The organism is Streptomyces sp. NPDC055025, from assembly GCF_053608565.1.
The window spans coordinates 71217-94284 of the sequence record NZ_JBSGVS010000022.1 but is presented as its reverse complement, the minus strand read 5'-3'; the positions used below and the strand labels follow the sequence as shown (position 1 = coordinate 94284).

At 72.2% G+C, this 23068-nt stretch carries 19 protein-coding genes; 11 read left to right on the top strand and 8 right to left on the bottom strand.

From position 1 onward, the window contains the following. Window positions 1-26: 26 nt before the first annotated feature. The 3 genes from ACWGDX_RS16015 to ACWGDX_RS16005 all read left to right on the top strand — a co-directional run bounded on the left by ACWGDX_RS16015 (window position 27) and on the right by ACWGDX_RS16005 (window position 4083). Window positions 27-1505, top strand: a complete 1479-nt coding sequence (locus ACWGDX_RS16015) for an HtaA domain-containing protein (RefSeq protein WP_453626003.1) — start codon at window positions 27-29, stop codon at window positions 1503-1505. Window positions 1506-1643: 138 nt separating this feature from the next. Then, complete coding sequence (locus ACWGDX_RS16010) at window positions 1644-3242, top strand: HtaA domain-containing protein (protein ID WP_453626001.1); 1599 nt, start codon at window positions 1644-1646, stop codon at window positions 3240-3242. 187 nt (window positions 3243-3429) lie between these two features. Beyond that, window positions 3430-4083 (top strand): PhzF family phenazine biosynthesis protein, encoded by a 654-nt coding sequence (locus ACWGDX_RS16005; protein ID WP_453625999.1) that lies wholly within the window; start codon window positions 3430-3432, stop codon window positions 4081-4083. 112 nt (window positions 4084-4195) lie between these two features. Here ACWGDX_RS16005 and ACWGDX_RS16000 read toward each other — a convergent pair whose 3' ends face one another. Beyond that, window positions 4196-4861: a biliverdin-producing heme oxygenase gene (locus tag ACWGDX_RS16000; RefSeq protein ID WP_453625997.1), complete on the bottom strand. Its 666-nt coding sequence runs from the start codon at window positions 4859-4861 to the stop codon at window positions 4196-4198. A gap of 161 nt (window positions 4862-5022) precedes the next feature. Then, window positions 5023-5880 carry a type I methionyl aminopeptidase gene (gene map, locus ACWGDX_RS15995; RefSeq protein ID WP_453625995.1) on the bottom strand — a complete coding sequence of 286 codons (858 nt, stop codon included), beginning with the start codon at window positions 5878-5880 and terminating at the stop codon, window positions 5023-5025. Between the two features lie 59 nt (window positions 5881-5939). On the opposite strand from map, the gene ACWGDX_RS15990 reads away from it, so the two are divergent. Beyond that, a complete protein-coding gene (locus ACWGDX_RS15990; protein WP_453625993.1) occupies window positions 5940-6167 on the top strand; it encodes a hypothetical protein in 228 nt (75 codons plus the stop codon). 177 nt (window positions 6168-6344) lie between these two features. On the opposite strand, the gene ACWGDX_RS15985 is transcribed toward ACWGDX_RS15990, so the two are convergent. Both ACWGDX_RS15985 and ACWGDX_RS15980 read right to left on the bottom strand, forming a co-directional pair. Beyond that, entirely contained in the window at window positions 6345-7676 is a 1332-nt protein-coding gene (locus ACWGDX_RS15985) for an MFS transporter (protein ID WP_453625991.1), read from the bottom strand. Window positions 7677-7740: 64 nt separating this feature from the next. Further along, on the bottom strand, window positions 7741-8352 hold the full coding sequence (locus tag ACWGDX_RS15980) for a hypothetical protein (protein ID WP_383033164.1): 612 nt from the start codon (window positions 8350-8352) through the stop codon (window positions 7741-7743). Window positions 8353-8445: 93 nt separating this feature from the next. Here ACWGDX_RS15980 and npdG point away from each other — a divergent pair, with 93 nt between their 5' ends. Both npdG and ACWGDX_RS15970 read left to right on the top strand, forming a co-directional pair. Next, entirely contained in the window at window positions 8446-9192 is a 747-nt protein-coding gene (npdG, locus tag ACWGDX_RS15975; protein WP_453625989.1) for an NADPH-dependent F420 reductase, read from the top strand. A gap of 147 nt (window positions 9193-9339) precedes the next feature. Next, window positions 9340-9564 (top strand): hypothetical protein, encoded by a 225-nt coding sequence (locus tag ACWGDX_RS15970; RefSeq protein WP_453625987.1) that lies wholly within the window; start codon window positions 9340-9342, stop codon window positions 9562-9564. On the opposite strand, the gene ACWGDX_RS15965 is transcribed toward ACWGDX_RS15970, so the two are convergent. Further along, entirely contained in the window at window positions 9554-10360 is an 807-nt protein-coding gene (locus ACWGDX_RS15965) for a site-2 protease family protein (RefSeq protein WP_453625985.1), read from the bottom strand. The genes ACWGDX_RS15970 and ACWGDX_RS15965 overlap by 11 nt on opposite strands. A gap of 269 nt (window positions 10361-10629) precedes the next feature. On the opposite strand from ACWGDX_RS15965, the gene ACWGDX_RS15960 reads away from it, so the two are divergent. Further along, complete coding sequence (locus tag ACWGDX_RS15960; RefSeq protein ID WP_453625983.1) at window positions 10630-14346, top strand: BTAD domain-containing putative transcriptional regulator; 3717 nt, start codon at window positions 10630-10632, stop codon at window positions 14344-14346. Window positions 14347-14441: 95 nt separating this feature from the next. Here ACWGDX_RS15960 and ACWGDX_RS15955 read toward each other — a convergent pair whose 3' ends face one another. The 3 genes from ACWGDX_RS15955 to panB form a co-directional block, all read right to left on the bottom strand. Continuing rightward, on the bottom strand, window positions 14442-15296 hold the full coding sequence (locus tag ACWGDX_RS15955) for an ABC transporter permease (RefSeq protein WP_383033161.1): 855 nt from the start codon (window positions 15294-15296) through the stop codon (window positions 14442-14444). Next, the gene (locus ACWGDX_RS15950) at window positions 15293-16318 is read right to left on the bottom strand and encodes an ATP-binding cassette domain-containing protein (RefSeq protein ID WP_453625981.1); all 1026 of its coding nucleotides are present in this window, start codon (window positions 16316-16318) and stop codon (window positions 15293-15295) included. Before ACWGDX_RS15950 ends, ACWGDX_RS15955 begins: the two co-directional genes overlap by 4 nt. A gap of 325 nt (window positions 16319-16643) precedes the next feature. After that, the gene (panB, locus tag ACWGDX_RS15945) at window positions 16644-17564 is read right to left on the bottom strand and encodes a 3-methyl-2-oxobutanoate hydroxymethyltransferase (protein WP_453625979.1); all 921 of its coding nucleotides are present in this window, start codon (window positions 17562-17564) and stop codon (window positions 16644-16646) included. A 254-nt stretch (window positions 17565-17818) separates the two neighbouring features. On the opposite strand from panB, the gene ACWGDX_RS15940 reads away from it, so the two are divergent. From ACWGDX_RS15940 to ACWGDX_RS15925, 4 genes are all read left to right on the top strand, one after another. Beyond that, window positions 17819-19435 (top strand): MFS transporter, encoded by a 1617-nt coding sequence (locus ACWGDX_RS15940; protein WP_453625977.1) that lies wholly within the window; start codon window positions 17819-17821, stop codon window positions 19433-19435. 168 nt (window positions 19436-19603) lie between these two features. Then, entirely contained in the window at window positions 19604-20221 is a 618-nt protein-coding gene (locus ACWGDX_RS15935) for a TetR/AcrR family transcriptional regulator (protein ID WP_453625975.1), read from the top strand. 390 nt (window positions 20222-20611) lie between these two features. Next, window positions 20612-21637: an endonuclease/exonuclease/phosphatase family protein gene (locus ACWGDX_RS15930; protein ID WP_453625973.1), complete on the top strand. Its 1026-nt coding sequence runs from the start codon at window positions 20612-20614 to the stop codon at window positions 21635-21637. Window positions 21638-21799: 162 nt separating this feature from the next. Next, window positions 21800-23026, top strand: coding sequence for an MFS transporter (locus ACWGDX_RS15925; RefSeq protein WP_453625971.1), 1227 nt, complete (start codon window positions 21800-21802; stop codon window positions 23024-23026). The last annotated feature ends 42 nt before the right edge of the window (window positions 23027-23068 follow it).

Below are 23068 nucleotides of genomic sequence, written 5' to 3'. Positions count from 1 at the left end.
GTCCGTTCACCTGTGGGAGTCACTCGATGCTGTCCTTCGGACCGGTGCGCGCTTTCGCCGTCGCGCTTCTTCTGGCGCTGCCGGTGACCCTGCTTCCGGCCGTCGGCGCACAGGCGGCGAGCCGTACGGTGCAGGGCGGCAGACTCGACTGGGGCGTCAAGTCCTCGTTCCTGAGCTATGTCACCGGGCCGATCGCGCACGGCGGCTGGGCGCTGACCGGGGGCGCGGCCACCGTGGGCAGCCGGTTCCGCTTCCACTCGGCCACCGGTTCGTACGACCCGGTCACCGGGGCGTTCCGGGCCGGCTTCTCCGGCGGGGTCCGGTTCACCGGCCATCAGAAGGCCGACGGGACATATGAACTCGATCTCACGATCAGCCGGCCCACCGTGCGGATCTCGGGCGGCGGCGGCACGGTCTACGCCGATATGACCAGCAAGGCGAAGGGGTCCGGCAAGCTCACCAGGGCGGCTCAGGTCCCGCTCGCCTCGCTCGATCTCTCCGGGATCAGCATGGCGGGCGGCGGCAGTCCGGTCGCCCTCGGCAACGTCCCGGCGACCCTCACCCCACAGGGCGCCGTCGCCTTCGCGGGCTACTACACGGCGGGGACCCCCCTCGACCCGGTCAGTCTCTCCGTGGATGTCGCGGCCGGGAAGCCGGCCGGTCCGTCCACGGGCGGGCCCACGACCGGGCCGACGACCGGGCCGTCGGAGAAGAAGCCGGAGAAGAAGCCCGATGAGGGGCGGGCTCCGGGAGGGTTCAGCACGGCGGCCGTCGACTGGGGCGTACGCCGTACGTACCGCGAGTACGTCACCGGCCCCATCGCGAAGGGCACTTGGACCCTGAGCGACGGCGCCCAGGACGGCGGCGCGCTCTTCCGCTTCCCGCGCGGCACGGGCTCGTACGACGCGAGGAAGGGGACGCTCGACGCGGACTTCGCGGGCACCGTCCGCTTCACCGGCACCGGACTCGATCTCACCCTGACCGGGATCGCCGTCAGGGTGAGGGACGGCAAGGGCACGCTCCTCGCCGATGTCACCGACGCGGCCGAGGGCGGCCCGCCCCGGAAGGCGGTGCCCCTGGTCACCTTCGAGGCCGGGGACTTCACCCCGAAGAAGGGCCTCGCCTCGCTCACCGAGGCGCCCGCCACGCTGACGGCACCGGGCGCCGAGACCTTCGGCTCCCTCTACCGGGCGGGCACGGCGATGGATCCCGTCTCGCTGGCCGTCGCCGTCGACGGGAAGGCGCGGCTGCCCGCCCTGCCGGATCTGGGCAGCGACGCCTCGGCGGCGCCGGAGCCGACGGCGCCGGGGACCGCGTCCCCGGACCCCACCGGCCCCGCCGCCGAAGCCGCGTCGTCGTCCACCGCGTCCGCGTCCTCGTCGTCCGCCGGGGCCGGTACGTACACGGCGCTCGGCGCGGGAGCACTCGTCGCGGCGGGACTCGCGGGACTCGCCGTCGTCGTGGTCCGCAGGCGCGGAGGCGCCGCCACGTCCGACGAGCGCTGACCTCCCCCACACAACGCGACGCACCACGCACAACGCACATCGCAGAACGCGACGCACAACGACGCACCACGCACCACGCGACGCACCACGCGTCATGCACCACTCCACCGCACCACACCATCGAGGAGACCATCCACCATGGCAGCCATACGCCGCCCCAGCACACTCGCCGCCGCCATAGCGACGGCGGCAGCACTCGGCGCCTCCGCCTTCGCGATCCCGGCGCTCGCGGCGGGCGCCCCCGCCGCCGTGCCCTACGCCGCGCCCGCCGCTCCCGGCGCGGCCCCAAGGCTGGATCTGAAGGACGGCACCCTGGAATGGGGGCTGAAGGAGTCGTTCCGCAGATATGTGACGGGTATCGCGGGCGGCACCATCTCGGCCACCGACGGCGCCACCCAGGCCGCGGGCAACGGTCCCTTCACCTTCTCCGGCGGGACGGGTACGTACGACCCCGCGACGCACAACGTGACCACGGACTTCGACGGCGCCGTCCGGTTCTCCTCCACGGCCCACGGGTTCGACATCAAGATCGCCGACGTCAAGCTGGTCACGGAGGGCACGGCCGGGGCGATCGAGGCGGACGTCACCCTCAACGGCGCCGCACAGGACGACATCGAGCTCGCCTCGATCGATCTGGCGGGCATCCGCCCGGAGACCGCGAACGGCTCGATGGTCTTCAGGGACATCCCGGCCAAGCTGACCGCCGACGGCGCGAAGGCCTTCAACGGGATGTACGCGGAGGGCACGGAGCTGGACAAGGCGACGCTCGCCGTCGGGTACTCCACGGGCGGCACCCCGACCCCGCCCGTGAGCCCGCCCCCGTCCACCCCGGCCCCCACTCCCAGCACCACCCCGCCCACCGGGCCGCCCACCGGCGAGCCGACCCCGACGCCGACCCCGACCGGCCCGGCCTCCGAGACACCTCCGGCGGCCGAGGACGGCGCGATCGTCGACGGCAATCTCGACTGGGGCGTCAAGGAGTCCTTCCGCTCGTATGTCACGGGCCCGATCGCCAAGGGCAAGGTCGAACTCGGCGACGGGGCAACGCGGTCCGGGGCGGCCTACCGCTTCCCCGAGGGCACCGGTTCCTTCGACGCCGACGGGCAGACGCTCTCCGCGTCCTTCGGCGGTACGGTCCGTTTCCTCGGGCACGAGGAGGCCGGGGAGTATGTCCTGGACCTCGAACTCAGCGGTCTGCGCGTCGAGGTGGCGGACGGCGAGGGCACGCTCGTCGCCGATGTGGCCACCAAGGACCGCGAGACGCACGAGGTCGCCACGTACCAGGACCTGGCCTTCGCCACGCTGGACCTCCCGGGCGGTGAACTGGCCGCCGAGGACGGTGTCGTGACCCTGAGCGCGGTTCCCGCGACCCTCACGGCCGACGGTACGAAGGCGTTCGGCGGGATGTACCCGGCGGGCACGGACCTCGACCGGCTGACGCTCGCCGTGTCACTGGACGACGAGGCGAACCTGCCGGGCGGTACGGGCGGCGGTACGGGCGGTACGGGCGGCACCTCCGGTGGCACAGGGGGCTCGGGCACCGGCTCAGGCACCGTCGGCGGCTCGGGAACGGCGGGCGGCGGTACGGTCGGCGGCTCCGGCTCCCTCGCCTCCACCGGCTCGGACATCCCGACGGGCGCGCTGCTCGGTACGGCGGGCGCGATCGCCGCGGCGGGCGCGGCGGCGGTCCTCGTGGCCAGGCGCCGCGGTATGGCGCTGGAGGAGGAGACGGCGTAGAGGGAGCGGTTCCGTACCGCCGAGGAGGTGAGCGGCACGGACCCGCTTCCGTCGCCGGACCTCCAGACCCACGGGCACGGACCTCCCGGCCCACGGGCACGGACCTCCTGGTCCACGGGCCCCGGACCGCGGTCCACGGCCCCGGACCCCGGTCCGCGCCCTCCGCCGGTGATGCTTGAATGCGCGGGTGACTGACATCGACGTACTCAGCGTCTTCTGCGGTGCCGACGGCCGACACGGCAATACGCTCGGCGTCGTCCGGGAAGGGCGGCACCACCCCGACCGGGCGGCGCGGCAGGCGCTCGCCGCCCGGCTCGGCTACAGCGAGACCGTGTTCGTCGACGATCCCGAGCTCGGTGTGGTCGACATCTACACCCCGGGCCTGCGCCTCCCGTTCGCCGGGCATCCGCTCGTCGGCGCGGCCTGGCTGCTCGATCTGGAGACCGTGAACCCGCCCGCGGGCGAGGTGTGGGTACGTCAGGACGGCGAGTTCACCTGGATCACGGCCCGCCCCGAGTGGGCCCCGCCGCGCACGCTCCGCCAGTACGCCACCGCCGCCGAGGTCGACGCCCTGCCCGCGCCGCCGCCCGGCGAGGGCTGGCTCTACGCCTGGGCCTGGGAGGACGAGGCGGCCGGCCGGGTCAGGGCCCGCGCCTTCCCCCGCCGGGACGACGGCATCGCGGAGGACGAGGCGACCGGCGCGGCGGCCCTGCTGCTCACGGCACAGCTGGGCCGCGCCCTGAACATCACCCAGGGCCGCGGCTCCCAGCTGATCACGGCCCCGGGCCCCGACGGCACGATCGAGATCGGCGGCCGGGTAAGGCTCCTGACGGCCCACTGATCCGGGGCCCACCGAGGCCGTCATCACCCCGATCCCGCGGCGACGATCAGGACGGCGCTCGAACGGGTCCCGCGTACCGCGCCCGAGCCGGGGCGCTCCGCGCCCGGGAGCCCTACGCGCTCAGCGGGAAGTGCGTCCCCAGCTCGCGGAAGACCGCGCCGTTGAAGTCGAACGCGCGCTTGCACTCGTCGACGATCCGCTGCTTCTCCAGATCGTCCGCCGCCACCCGGTCCAGCAGCTCGCGGTAACCCCGCTTGAACGCCGCCGGGTTGGGGATCTCCTCGAAGACATAGAACCGGACGCCGTCGCCCTTGCGGGAGAAGCCCCAGGTCTTCTCCGCCTTGTCGCGGATGATCTGGCCCCCGGAGAGATCGCCGAGATAGCGGGTGTAGTGGTGGGCCACATATCCGCCGGGCCAGACGCGCGCGCACTCCTCGATCCGCGCGGCATACGCGGCGGTGGCGGGCAGCGGGTCGAGGCCCTCGCGCCACCGGGGGCCGCGCAGATGCGCGAGATCGCGCTCCAGCTCGGGCGTACGGGCCAGCTCCGGCTGGATGAAGGGCCCGGCGACCGGGTCCGATCTCAGCGCGTCCACGGCGCCCTCCAGCGCCCGGTACACGAACCAGAGCTGCTCCGTGTAGCGCGTATAGGCGTCCACGCCGAGCCGGCCGCCCAGCAGATCGCTCATGAAGGTCGAGGTCTCCGCCTCGGTGTGCTGTTCGTGCGAGGCGACGCGGATGAGGGTGGAGAAGGGCGTGGCGCTGGCGATTGCGTCCAAGACGGGCCTCCGGAGACCAAAGGGGACGGGAACGGGCGCATGCGCTCGTGGCGGCACGCGCCGCCGCCAGAAGCGATACTCTTACTTAGGCTTACCTAAGTCAACTGGTTCCCGACGTCCTGTCGGTAAAAACGCTACCCCGCCTCAGCGCTACGGCAACCTCACGGAAGAGTGAGGATCTCCGCTCCCGTGTCCGTCACCACCAGCGTGTGTTCGAACTGCGCCGTTCGCTTCCTGTCCTTGGTGACCACGGTCCAGCCGTCGTCCCACATGTCGTGCTCGTAGGTGCCGAGCGTCAGCATCGGCTCGATGGTGAAGGTCATGCCCGGCCGCATGACGGCGGTGGCGTGCGGACTGTCGTAGTGCGGGACGATCAGCCCGGAGTGGAAGGACGAGCTGATCCCGTGGCCGGTGAAGTCCTTGACGACGCCGTAGCCGAACCGCTTGGCGTACGACTCGATCACCCGCCCGATCACATTGATCTGCCGTCCGGGCCGTACGGCCTTGATGGCGCGGTTCAGCGACTCACGGGTCCGCTCCACCAGCAGCCTCGACTCCTCGTCGACATCGCCGCAGAGGTAGGTGGCGTTGTTGTCGCCGTGGACGCCGTTGATGTACGCCGTGACGTCCAGATTCACGATGTCCCCGTCACGGAGCACCGTGGAGTCGGGGATCCCGTGGCAGATCACCTCATTGACCGAGGTGCAGAGCGACTTGGGGAAGCCCCGGTAGCCGAGCGTGGACGGATAGGCCCCGTGGTCGCACATGAACTCGTGCGCGACCCGGTCCAGCTCGTCCGTGGTGACACCGGGCGAGATGTGCTTGGCGGCTTCCTCCATCGCCTGCGCGGCGATCCGCCCCGCGATCCGCATCAGCTCGACCGTCTCGTCGGTCTGCGCCTCGGGCCCGGTGTACGGGGCGGGCGCGGGCTTCCCCACGTACTCGGGGCGCCGGATCTTTCCGGGTACGGAACGGAGGGGGGAGATCTCCCCGGGGATGAGCAGTGACTGGCCAGACATGCCAGCGAGTCTAACCAGCGTGTCCGGGGCACCATGGCGTTCAGAGGAAGGAGCCGACGATGGCCCTGTTCAAGAAGCGTACGGTCGGCAAACCCGGCGAGTGGTACTACTGCCTGCGCCATCAGAAGGTCGAGGAGGGCCCGGAGTGCCGCGCGGCGGACCGCTTCGGCCCGTACGCGACCCCGGAGGAGGCGGCGCACGCGATGGACACCGCGCGGGAGCGGAATCTGGAGTGGGAGACCGACCCGAAGTGGCACGACAAGCCGGACAGCCCGGCGCAGGACTGACGGCGGAGAACCGCCCCGGCGGCCCGGCGCCCCGGCAGTCCCCCGGCCCGGCGGCCCGTCCGCCGGGTGACCGCCCGGCCGGGGCATCGGCGCCCTTACTGGTCCGGGCGGCCGGTGCGGTTGGTCCGGATGCCTGGTCCGGTCGGCCCGTCGGCCCGGGGCCCCGGGCCCCGGCCGTCAGGGCGTCGCGGCCGGGGTCGCTTCCCGTGGCTCTTCCCGGGGCGCGTCCCCCGTGGGCTCCTTCGCCGCGCGGCGGCGTCGCGCGTCCTCGTCCGTGGCCGCGTCGTACGTCACCAGCTTCGGCAGCACGGCCGCCAGCAGGCCCACCGAGACCACACACGCCAGCCCGCCGCCCCAGATCGCGGGACGCGTGCCCGTCCAGCCCGCCATCGCGCCCGCGCGCACCTGGCCCAGTTGGGGGCCGACGCTGTACGAGAGCACCTCGATCCCCGCGAGCCGGCCGCGCAGTTCCTCCGGGATGGTCTGGTTCCAGATGGTCGAACGGCCCAGCCCGCTGAGCATGTCGCCCGCGCCCGCGAACGCCAGGCACACCAGCACCAGCCAGATGTTCGCGAACCACCCCGCCGCCGTGATCGCCAGCCCCCATCCCGCCGCGCCGAACACCACGAACAGCCCGTGCCGCCGTACCCGTGAGGTCCAGCCGCTGGTCAGGGCGAGCACCGCCGAACCGACCGAGCCCGCCGCGTACATCAGTCCCAGCGCCCACTCCGCGTCGAGCTCGTCCGCGAGGAACGGGAAGATCGTGTTCGGGAAGGCGAAGAACATCGCGGCGAGATCGATCGCGTACGTCCCCAGCAGCACCGGTCTGCTCCACGCGTACCGCGCGCCCTCCGCTATGCCCCGCAGGGACGGCTTCTCCGCGTCATGCGCGGCGGGCGCCGCCGACAGCCGCGTACAGAGCAGTACGGAGGCGGCGAACGTCAGGATCGTGAGTCCGTACGCCGTCGCGTGGCCCGCGTACGCGACGACCACACCCGCCAGCGACGGCCCCGCGATCGAGCCGACCTGCCAGCGCACGGCGTTGAGCGCCGCGGCGGCGGTGAGCTGGTCGTGCGGCACGATCCTGGCCATCAGCGAGTCCAGCGCCGGACGCTGGAGCCCGGCCAGCGCGGACACCCCGCCGGCGACGACGTACAGGGGCCAGAGCATCGGCTCCGGCAGCAGCGCGTTCATCAGCAGGACGGCGGCCAGCAGTCCGAGCCCCGCCTCGGTGAGCAGGATGACCTTGCGCCGGTCGACGGCGTCGGCCAGGGCGCCCCCGTACAGCCCGAAGACGACCAGCGGGACCAGCTCGACCAGACCCATGGCGCCGACGGCGAGGGGCGATCCGGTCAGATCCTTGATCTGGAGCGGCAGCGCGATCATCGCCATGAAGCTGCCGACCGTCGTCACCAGCCCCTGCACCCAGAGCAGCCGGAAATCGCGGGAGGAGCGCAGAGGGGAGAGATCCGGCAGGATCGCCGCGATCGCACCGGGCTTCTTGGTCACGAGCGGTCATGCTGCGTGGTGGTGGGCGGGGGTGCAACCGGATTTCACGATGGTGTGACGGTGCTCACCACCGCGCCGGCGGCGGCGCCGTCAACTGGTCCGCCAGCCAGGACAGCCGGTCCCGGAACCGGCGCCGGCCGCGCGCCGTCGGCAGGCTGTTCTCCCCGGCCGCCGCGCTGACCAGATGCTGCACCGTGTCGAGATCCACACCCTGCGCCGTGTCCGGTCCGCCCACCGTCAGCGCGTCGTGCGCCAGCCCCCGCACCTCCGCGTCCCCGCCGTCCAGCGACAGCACCGTCGCCCCGGCCCGCCGCGCGTCGTGCACCCGCTCCAGCAATCCGTCGTCCGGCCGGCGCGGTGCCACGACGAGCAGCGTCTGCCCCCGGCCCGCCGCTTCGAGCCGCCCCAGCCCGACGGCGAGATGCGCGGGATCCTCCGGCCGTACCCGGTGCCGTACGAGCGTGGGATTCAGCTCCGGCTGGCCGGACCACGCCGCCTCGTCCACGAGATGCGCCGCGAGATGCCACGGCTCGTACTCCTCGGTCCCCACCAGCAGCAGCCCACCGCCCTGGGGTACGACGGAGGAGCGCAGGGCCCCCGCGAACCGGCGGGCCGCGGCCGGCCACTCCGTGCCCGCGAGGACCTCACGCAGCAGTGCCACGCGTACGGCGTCCATGGACCGCATCCTGCCGCAGTCCGGCGGGCGGCGCGGCGGATGGCCGGCGGCTCACCCGAACGTGCGCCTTTACCGCCCAGTAGGGTCGGCGTCATGACTTCAACGGACAGCGGCAACACCACCGCCCCCAAGCCCTCCGCCCCCGCGCCCGCGCCCGCCAAGGATCCCTGGGACCTTCCGGACGTCGCCGGGCTCGTCGTCGGAGTGCTCGGCGGTACCGGGGACCAGGGGCGTGGCCTCGCCTACCGGCTCGCGCGGGCCGGACAGAAAGTGATCATCGGATCCCGGGTGGCCGAGCGCGCGGAGACGGCGGCGGCCGGACTCGTCGCCATCGGCGCCGAGGGGATCGAGGGAGCCGACAACGCCGAGTGCGCGCGGCGCAGCGATGTGGTGATCGTCGCCGTGCCGTGGGACGGGCACGCGAAGACACTGGAGGCCCTCAAGGACGAGCTGGCGGGCAAGCTCGTCGTGGACTGCGTCAATCCGCTCGGTTTCGACAAGAAGGGCGCGTACGCCATCACCCCCGAGGAGGGCAGCGCGGCCGAGCAGGCCGCCGCCCTGCTGCCGGATTCGCGGGTGACCGCGGCGTTCCACCATCTCTCCGCCGTGCTGCTCCAGGACCCGGACGTCGAGCGGATCGACACCGATGTGATGGTGCTGGGCGAGGCGCGCGCGGACACGGACATCGTGCAGGCGCTGGCGGGCCGTATCCCGGGTATGCGCGGAGTCTTCGCGGGGCGGCTGCGCAACGCCCACCAGGTGGAGTCCCTGGTGGCCAATCTGATCTCGGTCAACCGCCGTTACAAGGCGCACGCAGGGCTGCGTGTGACGGACGTCTGACGCCCGTCCGGCCGGACGCCCGGCGCTCCTGGGCATGGGGGACACTGAGGAGCGCGGACCGCGGCACCCCGAGAAGCCGCGCCAACCCCGCAAAACCCCGCAGAACCCCGGAAGCCCGGAAAAGTCCCAGGACAGGAGCCGACCCCCATGCCCCGCCTCGCTCTCTACGCCCTCGCCGTCTGCGTCCTGGCCGTCGTCGCGGCGGTGGTCTCGTTCGTCCAGGGGAACTGGCTCGGCATCGTCTGGGTGCTGCTCGCCGGGCTCTCGTCCAACATGGGCTGGTACTACCTGCGCAGGGCGAGGTTCGAGCGGGCGGCGGCCTCCGCGGCCACGACGCCGGCCGCGGAGGCCCCCCGGGGCGTCACGGGCTGACGGGGCCGCAGACGAACTCGTTCCGGGACTCCCAGAAGGTGAAGAGGTTCCGGCCGCAGTACGTGTCCAGCTCGGTCACCCCGAGGCCGCGCAGGACCGCGTCGATCGCGTCGAAGAAGACCGCGTTCACGCTGGGGATGAGGATGATCACGAAGACGGCGAGCAGTCCGAACTGGGCGTACGGCTCGATCTGGCGGCGGATCCGGTACGACAGCCAGGGCTCTATCACGCCGTAGCCGTCCAGCCCCGGCACCGGCAGGGAGTTCAGGATCGCCGCGGTGACCTGGAGCAGCGCGAGGAAGCCGAGCGCGAAGCGGAAGCCGGCCGGCACTCCGGAGAGGGCGCCGAGCCAGAACGGGGCGGTGCAGACGACCGCGAAGAGCACGTTCGTGAGCGGGCCGGCCGCGGAGATCAGACTGTGCTTCCAGCGGCCCTGGATACGGTTCCGCTCGATGAAGACCGCGCCGCCCGGCAGACCGATGCCGCCCATGATCACAAAGATCACCGGCAGGACGATGCTCAGCATGCCATGGGTGTATTTGAGCGGGTTGAGCGTCAGATACCCCTTCGCGCCGATGGAGATGTCCCCGCCGTGGAGCGCGGTGCGGGCGTGCGCGTACTCGTGCGTGCAGAGCGAGACGACCCAGGCGCCCGTGACGAACAGGAAGACGGCGATCCGGACGTCCGCCGCGAAGTCCGTCCAGACGGCCCAGCCCGCGACGGCCGTGACGGCGGCGATGCCCAGGAACACCGGGGAGATGCGCCGGTCGCTGGGGCGTGAGGTGGCGGTGGTCATGGGCGGGGCTCCCCGGGAGGGTGGTGTCGGCGGTCGGGCCTGCCCGACCGTACAGCGGCCGTGGCCGCCGCGTCTCCGTGGCCGCCGCGTCGAAAACGTCCCGCCCGCCGGTCCGAGTTCCGGAGGGACCGGATCGGTGTCGCGGACGGGCGGTCTACGGGCGGTCCGCGGTGGCGCGGGCGTACCGCCCGGGATGTGTGAATCGGCACATGGGCACGCGAACCGGGGCGCGGGGCGACCGACCGGGCGGCGTCACGGACAATGGGCGGATGCGCTACCGCGTTCTCGGCACCACTCGGGCACTGCACGACGACGGCACGGCCGTCGCCCTCGGTGGCGCGCGGCTGCGTGCGCTGCTCACGGTTCTCGCGCTGCGGCCGGGACACACGGTGACGGCGGGAACGCTCGTCGCCGAGGTCTGGGACGGCGATCCGCCCGCCGACGCGGTGGGGGCGCTCCAGGCGCTGATCGGGCGGCTGCGGCGGGCGCTCGGGCCCGCGGCGGTCCTGTCGGCGGACGGCGGATACCGGCTGTGCGCGGACGAGGACGACGTGGACCTGCACCGCTTCGGCCGGCTGGCGGCGGAGGGTGCGCGGGCGCTGGAGGAGGGCGACGCGGCCAAGGCGGCCGGCCTCCTCGACGACGCGCTCGCACTCTGGCGCGGTCCGGTGCTGGCCGACCTCCCGGACCGCGGGTCCGAGGCGGCCCGCTGGGAGAGCCGCCGTCTGGCGGCCCGCAGGGCCCGGCTCACGGCCGTGCTCGCCCTGGGCCGCGCGGAGGAGACACTGCCCGAACTGGCCGCGCTCTGCGGAGAGTTCCCCCTGGACGAACCTCTCCAGTCCCTCCGTATCCGGGCCCTGCGTGACGCCTCGCGTCCCGCTGAGGCGCTGGCGGCGTACGAAGGTGTCCGCCGCGCGCTGGCCGGCCGCCTGGGCACGACCCCGGGCCCGGAACTCCGCGCACTGCACGAGGAGTTGCTTCACGCGGACGGTTCCGACGGCGGGACCGGGGGCGCGGACGGCGCGGAGGCGGACGGCAGGGGGACCGGCGGTAGGGGATCGGACCGTACGGAGGCGGGCGGTACGGGAGCGGGCGCCGCGGGAGCGCGCGGTACGGGAGCGGACGGCGCGGGCCGGGCGGCGGACCCGCGCGGCAGGGCGCAGGGCAATCTGCGGGCGCGGCTGACCAGTTTCGTGGGCCGGGAAGGCGATATCGAGGCGATCCGCGCGGACCTCGGGCGGGCCCGGCTGGTGACGCTGCTGGGGCCGGGCGGGGCCGGGAAGACCCGGCTCTCGCAGGAGGCCGCCGAGCGGGTGGCCGAGGACTGGCCCGACGGCGTGTGGCTCGCCGAACTGGCGCCGGTGGACGATCCCGGGACCGTTCCCGAGGCTGTCCTGACCGCGCTCGGGGCGCGGGAGACCGTGCTGCGCGGGGCCGGCGGCGAGGAACTGCGGGCGGCGGACCGACAGGGCGGCGAGCCGCTGGTACGGCTGGCCGAGCACTGCGCGCGGCGGCGCATGCTGCTGCTGCTCGACAACTGCGAACATGTCGTGGAGGCCGCCGCGACCCTGGCCGAGACCCTGCTCACGCGCTGCCCCGGGCTGCGCGTACTCGCCACCAGCCGTGAGCCGTTGGGGGTGCCGGGTGAGGTGGTGCGCCCGGTGGAGCCGTTGCCGCCGGATCCGGCCCACCGGCTGTTCGCGGAGCGGGGGCGTGCGGTGCTGCCGGGGTTCGACCCGGACGGCGACCCGGTGGCGGTGGCGGAGATCTGCCGCCGCCTGGACGGGCTGCCGCTGGCCATCGAGCTGGCGGCGGCAAGGCTACGCATGCTGACGCCACGTCAGATCGCGGACCGTCTGGACGACCGGTTCCGGCTGCTGACGAGCGGGAGCAGGACCGTACTGCCACGCCAGCAGACCCTGCGCGCCGTCGTCGACTGGTCCTGGGACCTCCTCACCGCCCCCGAACGCGCCGTACTGCGCCGGCTGTCCGTCTTCGCGGGCGGCTGCGCCCTGACGGCCGCGGAGTCGGTCTGCGCGGACGACACGACGCCGCCGGGTGCCGCCACGCGGCCGGACCCCCCGGCGGTTGACGCGGCACGGCCCCACTTCGCACCGGCCGCGCATGACCCCGCGTCAGCCGGACATGACCCCGCGTCAGGGGCGGCCGGGCCGACGGAGGCGAAGCCCGTTCCCGGCGCTGTCCCCGGCGCCGTCCTCGTGGACGACACGGCCCCCGTCGCGGCGACGGACGGCACCGTGTCGCCGCAGGCCTCCCCCGGGACGGTCCCGGCCGGCGCCGCGCACGCCGTCGGCCCCGCGCACGCCGTCCTCTCCCACGACGTCGCCGGGATCCTCGGCTCGCTCATCGACAAGTCCCTTGTCGTCGCCGCGCCCTCGCCGGACGGCGACATGCGCTACCGGCTGCTGGAGACCGTCGCCGAGTACACCGCGGAGCGGCTCGACCAGGCCGGTGAGCGCGCCGGCGTCGAGCGGCGGCATCTCGTCCACTACCGGGAACTGGCCCGCACCACCGACCCCCTGCTGCGCGGCCGTGGGCAGCGCGCGGGGATGGCCCTGCTGCGACTGGAGTACGAGAATCTGCGTACCGCGCTCCGCCGCGCCCACGCCGCCCGCGACGAGCACGAGATGCTCTGTCTCGTCCTCTCCCTCGGCTGGTTCTGGCAGGTGCTCGATCTGCGCGCCGACGCCCGGCAGTGGGCGCGGGCCGCCGCGGTCCTCGGTCCCGATCCGTTCGCCCCTCCCGTCGCCCCGTCCCCGCCCCTCCCGCGGCGCTGCACGGACACACCGCCGCCCATGACCCCGGAACTGCTCCAGGAGGCCAGACGCGAGGTACGGCTGATCGAAGTGATCACCATGGACCATGTGGCCGAGGACTGGACCACTCCCGAACGGCTCGGCTGGCTGGACCGGGTGGTCGCCGCCTACGGTCCCGGCCTGCCGCAGACCTGCCGCTTCCCCGGCACCATGACCTTCTTCGCCGTCGTGCTCAGCGGTAACGCCGACCGGCTGTACACGGCCCTCGACGAGACCGTACGGGCCTGTGAGGGGTTCGGTTACGAGTGGGAGCTGGCCGGTCTGCTCCATCTGCGGGCCAATGTCCTGGCCAACCGCAGCGTCTCGGCGGCCGACGCGAGCCGTGACGCCGACCGCAGCCTGGAGATCTACGACCGGCTCGGCGACACCTGGGGCGCCGCCGAGGCGCTCTCCGCCCGGGGCGAGGCCAGGGAGAGACGTGGTGAGTACGCACTCGCCGCCGAGGACTACACGGCCGCCATCCGCCATGCCGAGGGGCTCGGCGCACAGAGCCAGGTCGCCCTGCTCCGTTCCCGCTTCGCGCAGACCATGGTGGAGATGGGCCGGGGCGAGGAAGGCGAACGCATCCTCCGCGACGTACTCGCCCAGGGCCGTGAGGTGGCCCATGAGGTGATTCCGTTCGTCCGGCTCTTCCTCGCGATGTGGCTGGGCCGTACCGGACGGGTCGCCGAGGCGCGGGAGCAACTGGATCCGCTGCGGGAGAACTTCCACAACGGCCCCCTGGACATCTTCGAAGGCTTCGTGAAGGGCGCCCTCGCCTCGCTGGACTGCGCCGAGGGCCACTGGGCGCCGGCGCTGGACGCCTCCCGGGACGCCCTGGAGAAGTCGCTCTCCCCGGTCTCCCGGATGGTCGCGCCGGAGATGGCCGCGGTCCATATGCTCACGACCGCCTGGGCACTCGCGGGACCGGTCCGCCCCGGCGCCGACCGCCGGTCGTACGAGCGGGCACGCCTCGCGGCCCGGCTCATCGGCGCGTACGAAGGGCTCCTGCCACCCGGGCACGTCAGAGCCTCCGCGGAGCGGGAGCTGCTGACGAACGCGCGCACGGCCGTGACGGCCGCCCTCGGTGACACCGCGTTCGCGGCGGCCCGCGCCGAGGGCGACGATCTCACCATCGAGGAGGCCGTCACCCTCGTACGCTCCGTCTGACCGGCCGCTCTGTCCGACCAGCCGGTCCGTCCGTCCGGCCGGCGGGTCCGTCAGAGCGGCCCGTTCCCGGGGGCCGGACGGCCGTGCCCCCGTCCTCAGGACTTTTTGCGGAACTTCGCCACCGCCAGCGGAGCCGTCACCACCGTGATCCCCACCGCCCACGCCAGCGTCACCCACACCGAGTCCGCGACCGGACCGCCGTTGATCAGACCCCGCGCCGCGTCCGCCAGATTGGAGAGCGGGTTGTAGTCGGTGAAGGTCTGGAGCCAGCCCGGCATCGTGGACGGCGGCGCGAAGATCGACGAACCGAACTGCAAGGGCATCAGCACGAGCATGGCCACCCCCTGGACCGCCTGTGCCGTCTTCATCGTCAGACCGAGCAGGATGAAGATCCACATCAGCGAGGCACCGAACGCCAGGGAGAGCCCCACGGCCCCGGCCAGCTCCACCACCGATGTCTTGATCTCCATGCCGAGCAGAAAGCCCATGCCGAGCAGAATCGCGGTGGCGACCAGCATCCGGCCGATCTCGACGACGATCTTCGCGATCAGTACGGACGACCGGGCTATCGGCATCGTGCGGAACCGGTCCATGACCCCCTTGCGGAAGTCGTCGTTCATCCCCGTGCCGACGGCCATCGCGATGTTCATGCCCATCATCGCCATCAGACCGGGGATCACATAGTTCACATAGGAGTCCCGGCTGCCGCCGAGGCTCGCGCCGACCGAGCCGCCGAAGACATACACGAACAGCAGCGTGAAGATGACCGGCATCAGCAGGACGTCGAACATCGACTCCGGATCCTGCTTGATCTGGAGGGCGTTACGGCGCACCAGCGCGCCGATGTGCCGGAGATTGGCGCGCAGGCCGATCCGGCCCTCGCCGGCCTGGACCGGGGCCGGCACGGGCGTCCGCCCGGGGGCGGAGGTGGGCAGTGTGGTCGTGCTCATACCGGGATCTCCTCGGGTGCGTTGTCGGACACGGAGGTCTTCTGGCCGGTGATCGCCAGGAACACCTCGTCCAGGCTGGGCAGATGGGTGCCGATATGGGCGATACCGAAGCCGCGCTCGCCCAGCAGGCCGACGACCGCGGTGAGCTGCTCGTCGCTCAGGATCGGTACGTACAGCAGTCCCTCGTCCGGGACGGCCTGGGTGCCGGAGACCCCGTCGAGCCCGGTCTCGGCGATCGCCCGCGCCATCGCGGGGAGTTGCCCGGGATCCGCCGGCCGGATCTGGAGCGTGCGGCCCCCGACCTTGGCCTTCAGCTCGTTCACCCCGCCGCTGGCGATGACCCGGCCGCGGTCGATCACCGTCAGCTCGCTCGCGAGCTGCTCGGCCTCCTCCATGTACTGGGTGGTGAGCAGGACGGTGGCCCCCTCGGCGACCATCCGCTGCACCTCGTCCCAGACCTCGTTACGGGTACGGGGGTCGAGCCCGGTCGTCGGCTCGTCCAGATAGAGCACCGACGGCCGGCCGATCATCGAGGCGGCCAGGTCGAGCCGGCGGCGCATACCGCCCGAGTACTGCATCGCGGGCTTCTTCGCCGCGTCGGTGAGGGAGAAGCGCTCCAGCAGTTCGTCGGAGCGGCGGCGGGCGTCCTTGCGGGAGAGATCGAGGAGCCGGGCGATCATATAGAGGTTCTCCCAGCCGGAGAGCTTCTCGTCGACCGAGGCGTACTGGCCGGTGAGGCCGATCGTGCGGCGCAACTGGCGGGGCTGGCGCAGCACGTCGTACCCGGCGACCACGGCGGTCCCGGCGTCCGGCTGGACGAGCGTGGAGAGAATACGGACGAGCGTCGTCTTGCCGGCGCCATTGGGTCCGAGCACGCCGAGGACGGTGCCCTCGCGCACATCGAGGTCGACTCCGTCGAGTGCCCGGGTGCCCTGCGGCCCGCCGTACTGCTTGACCAGCCCCCGCACCTCGACGGCGTTGCCCGAGCGGCCGCCGTTGGGGTTCTTGTCGATTCGTGTCATGCCACCAGTGGACCAGCCGCCACCGACAATCCACCGACAAGCCGCCGACAGGGAACCGACGGGAGCCCGACAGCCGTACGTGAGACCCGCATGCGACAGCCCGCCGACGGGGGATGATCGGCGGGCTGTCGCTCGTGCGGGCAGTGGCTTCAAGGGCGTGCCGTGCTTCGCGCGTGTGCCGTGCGCCCGGAGCGGGGCGGGCTCGGAAGCGTGTGCCGCGAGTCGGGCCCCGTGCTCAGGGTGCCCGCTCTCCACGCGTCCCGGACCGGCCCTAGGGCCTCTCGTTTGGATCTTGCTGGGCTCAGCCAGACCCAAACGAAAGACCCTAGTGGAAGGTGTGCTCTTCCTGAGGGAACGTTCCGCCAATGACCTCGTCGGCGAACTCCCTCGCCGCGTCACCGAGCGTCCGGCGGAGATTCGCGTACTGCTTGGTGAAGCGCGGCACCTTGCCGCTCGTCAGCCCGACCATGTCCGTGTACACCAGCACCTGCGCGTCCGTCTCGGCGCCCGCGCCGATACCGATCGTCGGGATGTGCAGGATCCGGGTGACCTCGGCGGCCAGTTCGGCCGGGACCAGTTCGAGCACGACCGCGAAGGCGCCCGCGTCCTGCACCGCCTTGGCGTCGCGGAGGAGCTGCTGGGCGGCCTCCTCGCCGCGGCCCTGCACCCGGTATCCCAGGGTGTTGACCGACTGCGGGGTCAGCCCGATGTGTCCCATCACCGGGATACCCGCCTGCACCAGCAGCTCGATCTGGGTGTGCGAGCGCTCGCCGCCCTCCAGCTTGACGGCGCCGACGCCCGCGTCCTTCACCAGCCGGGTGGCGCTGCGCAGGGCCTGGACGGGCCCTTCCTGGTACGAGCCGAACGGGAGGTCGCCGACGACCAGGGCCCGCTTGGTGCCCCGTACGACGGCGGCGGAGAGCATCGTCATCTCGTCCAGCGTGACGGGCACCGTGGTCTCGTAGCCGAGGTGGACATTGCCCATGGAGTCGCCCACGAGCAGCACGGGGATACCCGCCTCGTCGAAGACGGAGGCCGTCATGGCGTCGTAGGCGGTGAGCATCGGCCACTTCTCGCCGCGCTCCTTGGCCGCCGCGATGTCGTGGACGGTGATACGGCGGGAGCTCGTGCCGCCGTACAGCGCCTTGGTGTTGTCCGCCCTCGCGCCGCCGGCGCCGCTGTCGCCGCTCCCGCTGCCGACGGCGTGGCTTCCCGCGGGGGGCTTCTGAGCAGCCTGAAGAGTCATGGCCGATCGCCCTTTCGTCATCTCGAGGCACCCTGACGGTGTCCCCGGACCGCAACCATGGTGGCATCCCGAGGCCATGCTCGGGAAGTGGGTCCTCGCACCGGCCCCACACACCTCATACGCACCGGCCCCACGCGCCCCGCGCACACCCCGCGCGCACCGGTCGGACGCCTACCGGCGGTCGGCAGGCGCCGCCGGTAAAGATTTTCCAATACGAGACGGTCTCGTATCGAAATCGGTCTAGCCTGTGCGTCATGTCCACACCGTCCGGCGCCCCGGTCGCCGCACCCCGCATACCCGAAGCCGTTCACCGCCGCCGCTGGGCGATCCTGTGCGTGCTCATGTTCAGCCTGCTCATCGTCGTTCTGGACAACTCGATCCTGAACGTGGCGGTCAAGACGATCGCCGCCCCCGAACCCACCGGCATCGGAGCCACCCAGAGCGAGCTGGAGTGGGCGATCAACTCCTACACGCTCGTCTTCGCCGGACTGCTCTTCACCTCGGGCCTGCTCGGTGACCGTATCGGCCGCAAGAAGGTACTGCTCTTCGGCATCTTCGTCTTCGGGGCGGGCTCGGCGCTCGCCGCCCTGTCCGGGTCGCCGGCCGAACTGATCGGCTACCGCGCCCTGATGGGCTTCGGCGCCGCTTTTGTGATGCCTGCCACTCTCGCCGTTCTGATGAACGTCTTCGAGCGCGACGAGCAGCCCAAGGCCATCGGCATCTGGGCGGGCAGCGTGGGCCTGGGCATAGCCATCGGCCCGATAACCGGCGGACTGCTGCTCGAACACTTCTGGTGGGGCTCCATCTTCCTGGTCAACGTCCCCGTGGCCGTCGTCGCGCTGATCGCGATGGTGCTGCTGGTGCCGGACTCCAGGGACCCCGCCCCCGGCCGGGTCGACCCCCTGGGTGTCGCGCTCTCCATCGTCGGACTGGTCCTGCTGGTCTACGGCATCATCCGCGGCGGCGAACTGGCCGACTTCACCGACGTCTCGGTACTTCTGCCGCTGCTCGGCGGTGTCGCCGTACTGGCCGCCTTCGTCTGGCACGAGAAGCGCAGCAGCCATCCGGCCATCGACATCTCGTACTTCAAGAAGCCGGCCTTCGCCGCCGCCGTCGCCGCCATCGCGCTGGTCTTCTTCGCGCTGATGGGTGTGACGTTCTTCTCCGCCTTCTATCTCCAGAGCGTGCGCGGCTACAGCGCGCTCCAGTCGGGACTGCTGATCGTGCCGCTGGCCGCCGCTCAGATGATCTTCGCGCCACGGGCCCGGCTGATCGTGGACCGGTTCGGCGCCCGCGCGGTCTGCACGGGCGGCATGCTGCTGGTCGCGGGCGGTCTCGCGGCGTTCGCGTTCTTCGGCGAGAGCACCCCGGTCTGGGTGCTGTGCCTGGTGTTCTTCGTCCAGGGCACCGGAATGGCGCACATCATGCCGCCGGTGACCGTCGCGGTGATGCAGGCGCTGCCCCGCGAGAAGGCCGGCTCCGGCTCCGCGATCAACAACACCTTCCGGCAGGTCGGCGGGGCCCTCGGGGTCGCCGTCCTCGGTTCCGTGCTCTCCGCGACCTACCGGGGCGGGATCGAGGGACACCTCGGCGCCGTTCCGGCCGGCGCGCGGGACGCGGCGGGGGAGTCGATCGAGGCGACCCTCGGAGTCGCGGAGAAGATGGGCACGGCCGGCGATCCGCTGATCGGCTCGGCGTACGACGCGTTCCTCCACGCCATGCATGTCACGGCCATCGGCTCGGCGTTGGTCGCGCTGATCGGCACCGCGGTGGTCGCGCTCTTCCTGCCGGGACGGCCGCCGGCGCGGAAGCTCGCGGGGAGCGACGAGACGCCCGCTCCCGCCGCCGCTGTCGGCACCCCCCGGGGCTGACCGGCGGTCCGGTCGAGCGGGCGTCAGGGCGGCCGTCACCGGCGGGCGCGCCGTCGTGATGTACGAGAATCAGGGCGGCGCGAGTACGGCCGTACAGGGCCGGCGCTACGACGGAATGGCGGACGGACGGACGGAACGGCCGGCGGGGCCGACGGAAGGCGGAACAGCGTGCTGGACCAGGATCACGAGAAGGAACACCGCCGCGGCAGGCCACGCAGCGAGGCGGCCGAACGGGCGATCCTGGAAGCCGTCGTGAAACTGCTGGAGGAGGGTGTGCCCCTGGGCACCCTCTCCATCGAACGCATCGCCCGTACGGCCGGCGTCGGCAAGGCCACCATCTACCGGCGCTGGCAGGGCAAGGAGGAGCTGTTCGTCGACGTCCTGCGCGAGATCGAGCCGCCCGACGCCCCCCTGCCCGGCACCTCGGCCCTCGACGATCTCCGCGTGATGCTGGAGTCGATGCGCAGGCGCGGGCTCGCCCAGCGCTCCTCGGCCCTGCTGCACAACGTCGCCGTGCAGATGAAGAGCCAGCCCCGGCTGTGGGAGGAGTATCACAGGACCGTGGTGGAACCCCGGCGCAGGGTCACGATGGGCGTGATCGCCCGTGGGGTCGCCTCCGGGGAACTGCGGGACGATCTCGATGTCGCGCTGCTGCACGACATGCTGATCGGTCCCATGCTGCTCCGTACGCTGCACCGGCCCGGCGCGCCGCTGGACGAGGATCTCGCCGAGCGGATCATCCGTACGGCGCTCCAGGGTCTGAGCCCGCGCCCGCCGGGTCCCTGACGCGGAGCCACGTGTCCGAAGGCGCGTCCAGAGCCGTGTGCCCTGTGCATGCGCCCTGCGTCACGCGTTCGAAAGCATGTCCGAAAGTGCGTCCGGGGCGGGACTCCGAGGCGCGCGTCCCGCCGCGGGGAGGGGCGCGCGGGACCGATTCCCCGTACCGTACGGGAAGCGGAATCGCCCGTACGGTGGATGGCGGACAGTGGATTCCGGACGGCCCCGACCATGCGTCTTCCGTCACAGCCGCCCGTGATCCGTCCTTGATCGGAACCCGCCGCCCCACGGCCTTCGTCTCCGTGACAGTACGGCCGTCCCCTGACGGCGGAGAAGCGCTCGTACATCCCCTAGGGTCAGGGGCGGGCGTGCACAGGCAAGGCAGTGAGGGCAGCGGACATGACGCAGGAGTACACGGCGCACTCGGTGACGGCGGACGGGGACGAGCCCCGCACCGGATCCCGCGTCAGAACCCTGTTGGGCCGCTGGCGCCGGGATCCCGGCGTCTGGCGGCGCGGCATCATTCTCGCGATCATCGCCGTACTGGTCGCTCTTCTGATGATCCTTCACGCGCACATCCCCAACCGGATCGGCAACCTGGGCAGTCTCACCGAGACCTTCCTGCCCTGGCTCGGCCTGACCGTTCCGGTGCTTCTCGTACTGGCCCTGGTGCGCCGCTCGGCCACCGCGCTGATCGCCCTGCTGCTCCCCGCCGTGGTCTGGCTCAACCTCTTCGGCGGACTGCTCGTCGGCAAGTCGGGCGACGGCGGCGATCTCACCGTCGCCACCCACAACGTCAACGCCGGGAACCCGGACCCGGAGGGCACCGCGAGCAGCCTCGCGCGGTCGGGCGCGGATGTCGTCGCGCTGGAGGAGCTGAAGGCCAGTGCCGTACCGGTGTACGAGAAGGCGCTGGCGGACACGTACAAGTACCACTCCGTACAGGGCACGGTCGGGCTCTGGAGCAAGTACCCGCTGACCGGCACCGAGCCCGTCGACATCCGGCTCGGCTGGGTCCGCGCGATGCGGTCCACGGTCATCACCCCGCTCGGCCCGGTCGCCGTCTATGTGGCGCATCTGCCGTCCGTACGCGTCAAGCTGCACGCGGGCTTCACCGCCAACCAGCGGGACGACAGCGCGGACGCGCTGGGCGAGGCCATCGCGGACGAACAGCTCAGCCGGGTGATTCTGCTCGGCGATCTCAACGGCACGATGAACGACCGTGCCCTCAGGGCCGTCACGTCCCAGATGCGCTCGACACAGGGCGCGGCGGGCGACGGTTACGGTTTCAGCTGGCCGGCGTCGTTCCCGCTGGCCCGGATCGACCAGATCATGGTGAAGGGCGTCGAACCGACCTCCTCATGGAGCCTTCCCCGCACCGACAGCGACCATCTGCCGATCGCGGCCCGGGTGCAGCTGCCCTGACGCCGGCGTGGGGTCGCCCTGACGCCGCGTGCGGTTGTCCTGACGCCGGGGTGCGGTTGTCCTGAGGGGGACGCCTGGCGCAATCCGGTGTTCACCCGCCGGAACAAACGGCCTGAGACGCTTTGTTCCGTAGAGGTACTTACTACGGAGAGGTCGTTTCTCATGCCCCTGGCCCTGCTCGCCCTCGCTGTGAGCGCCTTCGGCATCGGTACCACCGAGTTCGTGATGATGGGCCTGCTGCCCAATGTCGCGGACGACCTGGGAACGTCCGTGCCCACCGCGGGTCACCTCGTCTCCGCCTACGCGCTCGGCGTCGTCATAGGCGCTCCGCTGCTCACCGCCGTCGGCTCCCGTATCCCGCGCAAGCGGATGCTCCTGCTGCTGATGGCGCTCTTCGTCGTCGGCAATCTCGCCTCCGCGCTCGCCCCCGGCTTCGGCTGGCTGCTCGCGGGCCGGGTGCTCGCCGGACTGCCGCACGGCGCGTTCTTCGGGGTGGGCGCGGTCGTCGCCGCCCGGATGGTGCGCGAGGGACGGCAGGCACGGGCCGTCGCGACGATGTTCCTCGGACTGACCGTCGCCAATATCGTCGGCGTCCCCGCCGCCACACTGCTCGGCCAGCACCTGGGCTGGCGTGCCACCTTCCTGGTGGTCACCGTGATCGGTCTGCTCTCGCTGGTCGCACTGGCCAGGCTCGTACCGTACGTACCCGTCGACGCGCACCAGAGCCTGGGCCGGGAGGTGCGCGCCCTCGGCGACCGTCAGGTGCTGCTCGGACTCGCCACCGCGGTCCTCGGCTTCGCCGGGGTCTTCGCCGTCTACTCGTATCTGGCCTCGATGACGACCGAGGTCATGGGCTTCGGCGAGTCCTCCGTCACCGTCGTCCTCGCGCTGTTCGGCATCGGGATGACGCTGGGCGCGCTGGCGGCGGGACCGCTGACGGACCGGGCGCTGCGGCCCACGCTCTATGTCTCGCTCGCCGCCCTCGCCCTGGTGCTGGTCGCCTTCCGCTTCACGGCGCAGGTGCAGTGGGCGGCGCTGGTGACGGTCGTGCTGCTGGGCGGGATCGGCTTCCTGACGACCACCCCGCTCCAGATGCTCGTCATGAACAAGGCCAAGGACGCCCCGACGCTCGCCTCCGCCTCGAACCACTCGGCCTTCAACCTCGCCAACGCGGGCGGCGCCTGGGCCGGCGGCGCGGCGATCGCGGCGGGCTGGGGCTGGATGTCCCCGGCCCTGGTCGGCGCGGCCCTCGCGGTGGTCGGCCTGGCGATCGCGGTCACGGCGGGGCTGCTGGACCGGGGCGGCCGGACGCGGGGCGAGACCCGGATCGTCGCCTCGGGCCGTGTCCCGGCCGAAGCGCCGCCGGTTCTGAGCCCGTCCGGCGACTGAGGACGCGGCACGGTCGTCGACCGCGCGCCCCCGTGAACGCCG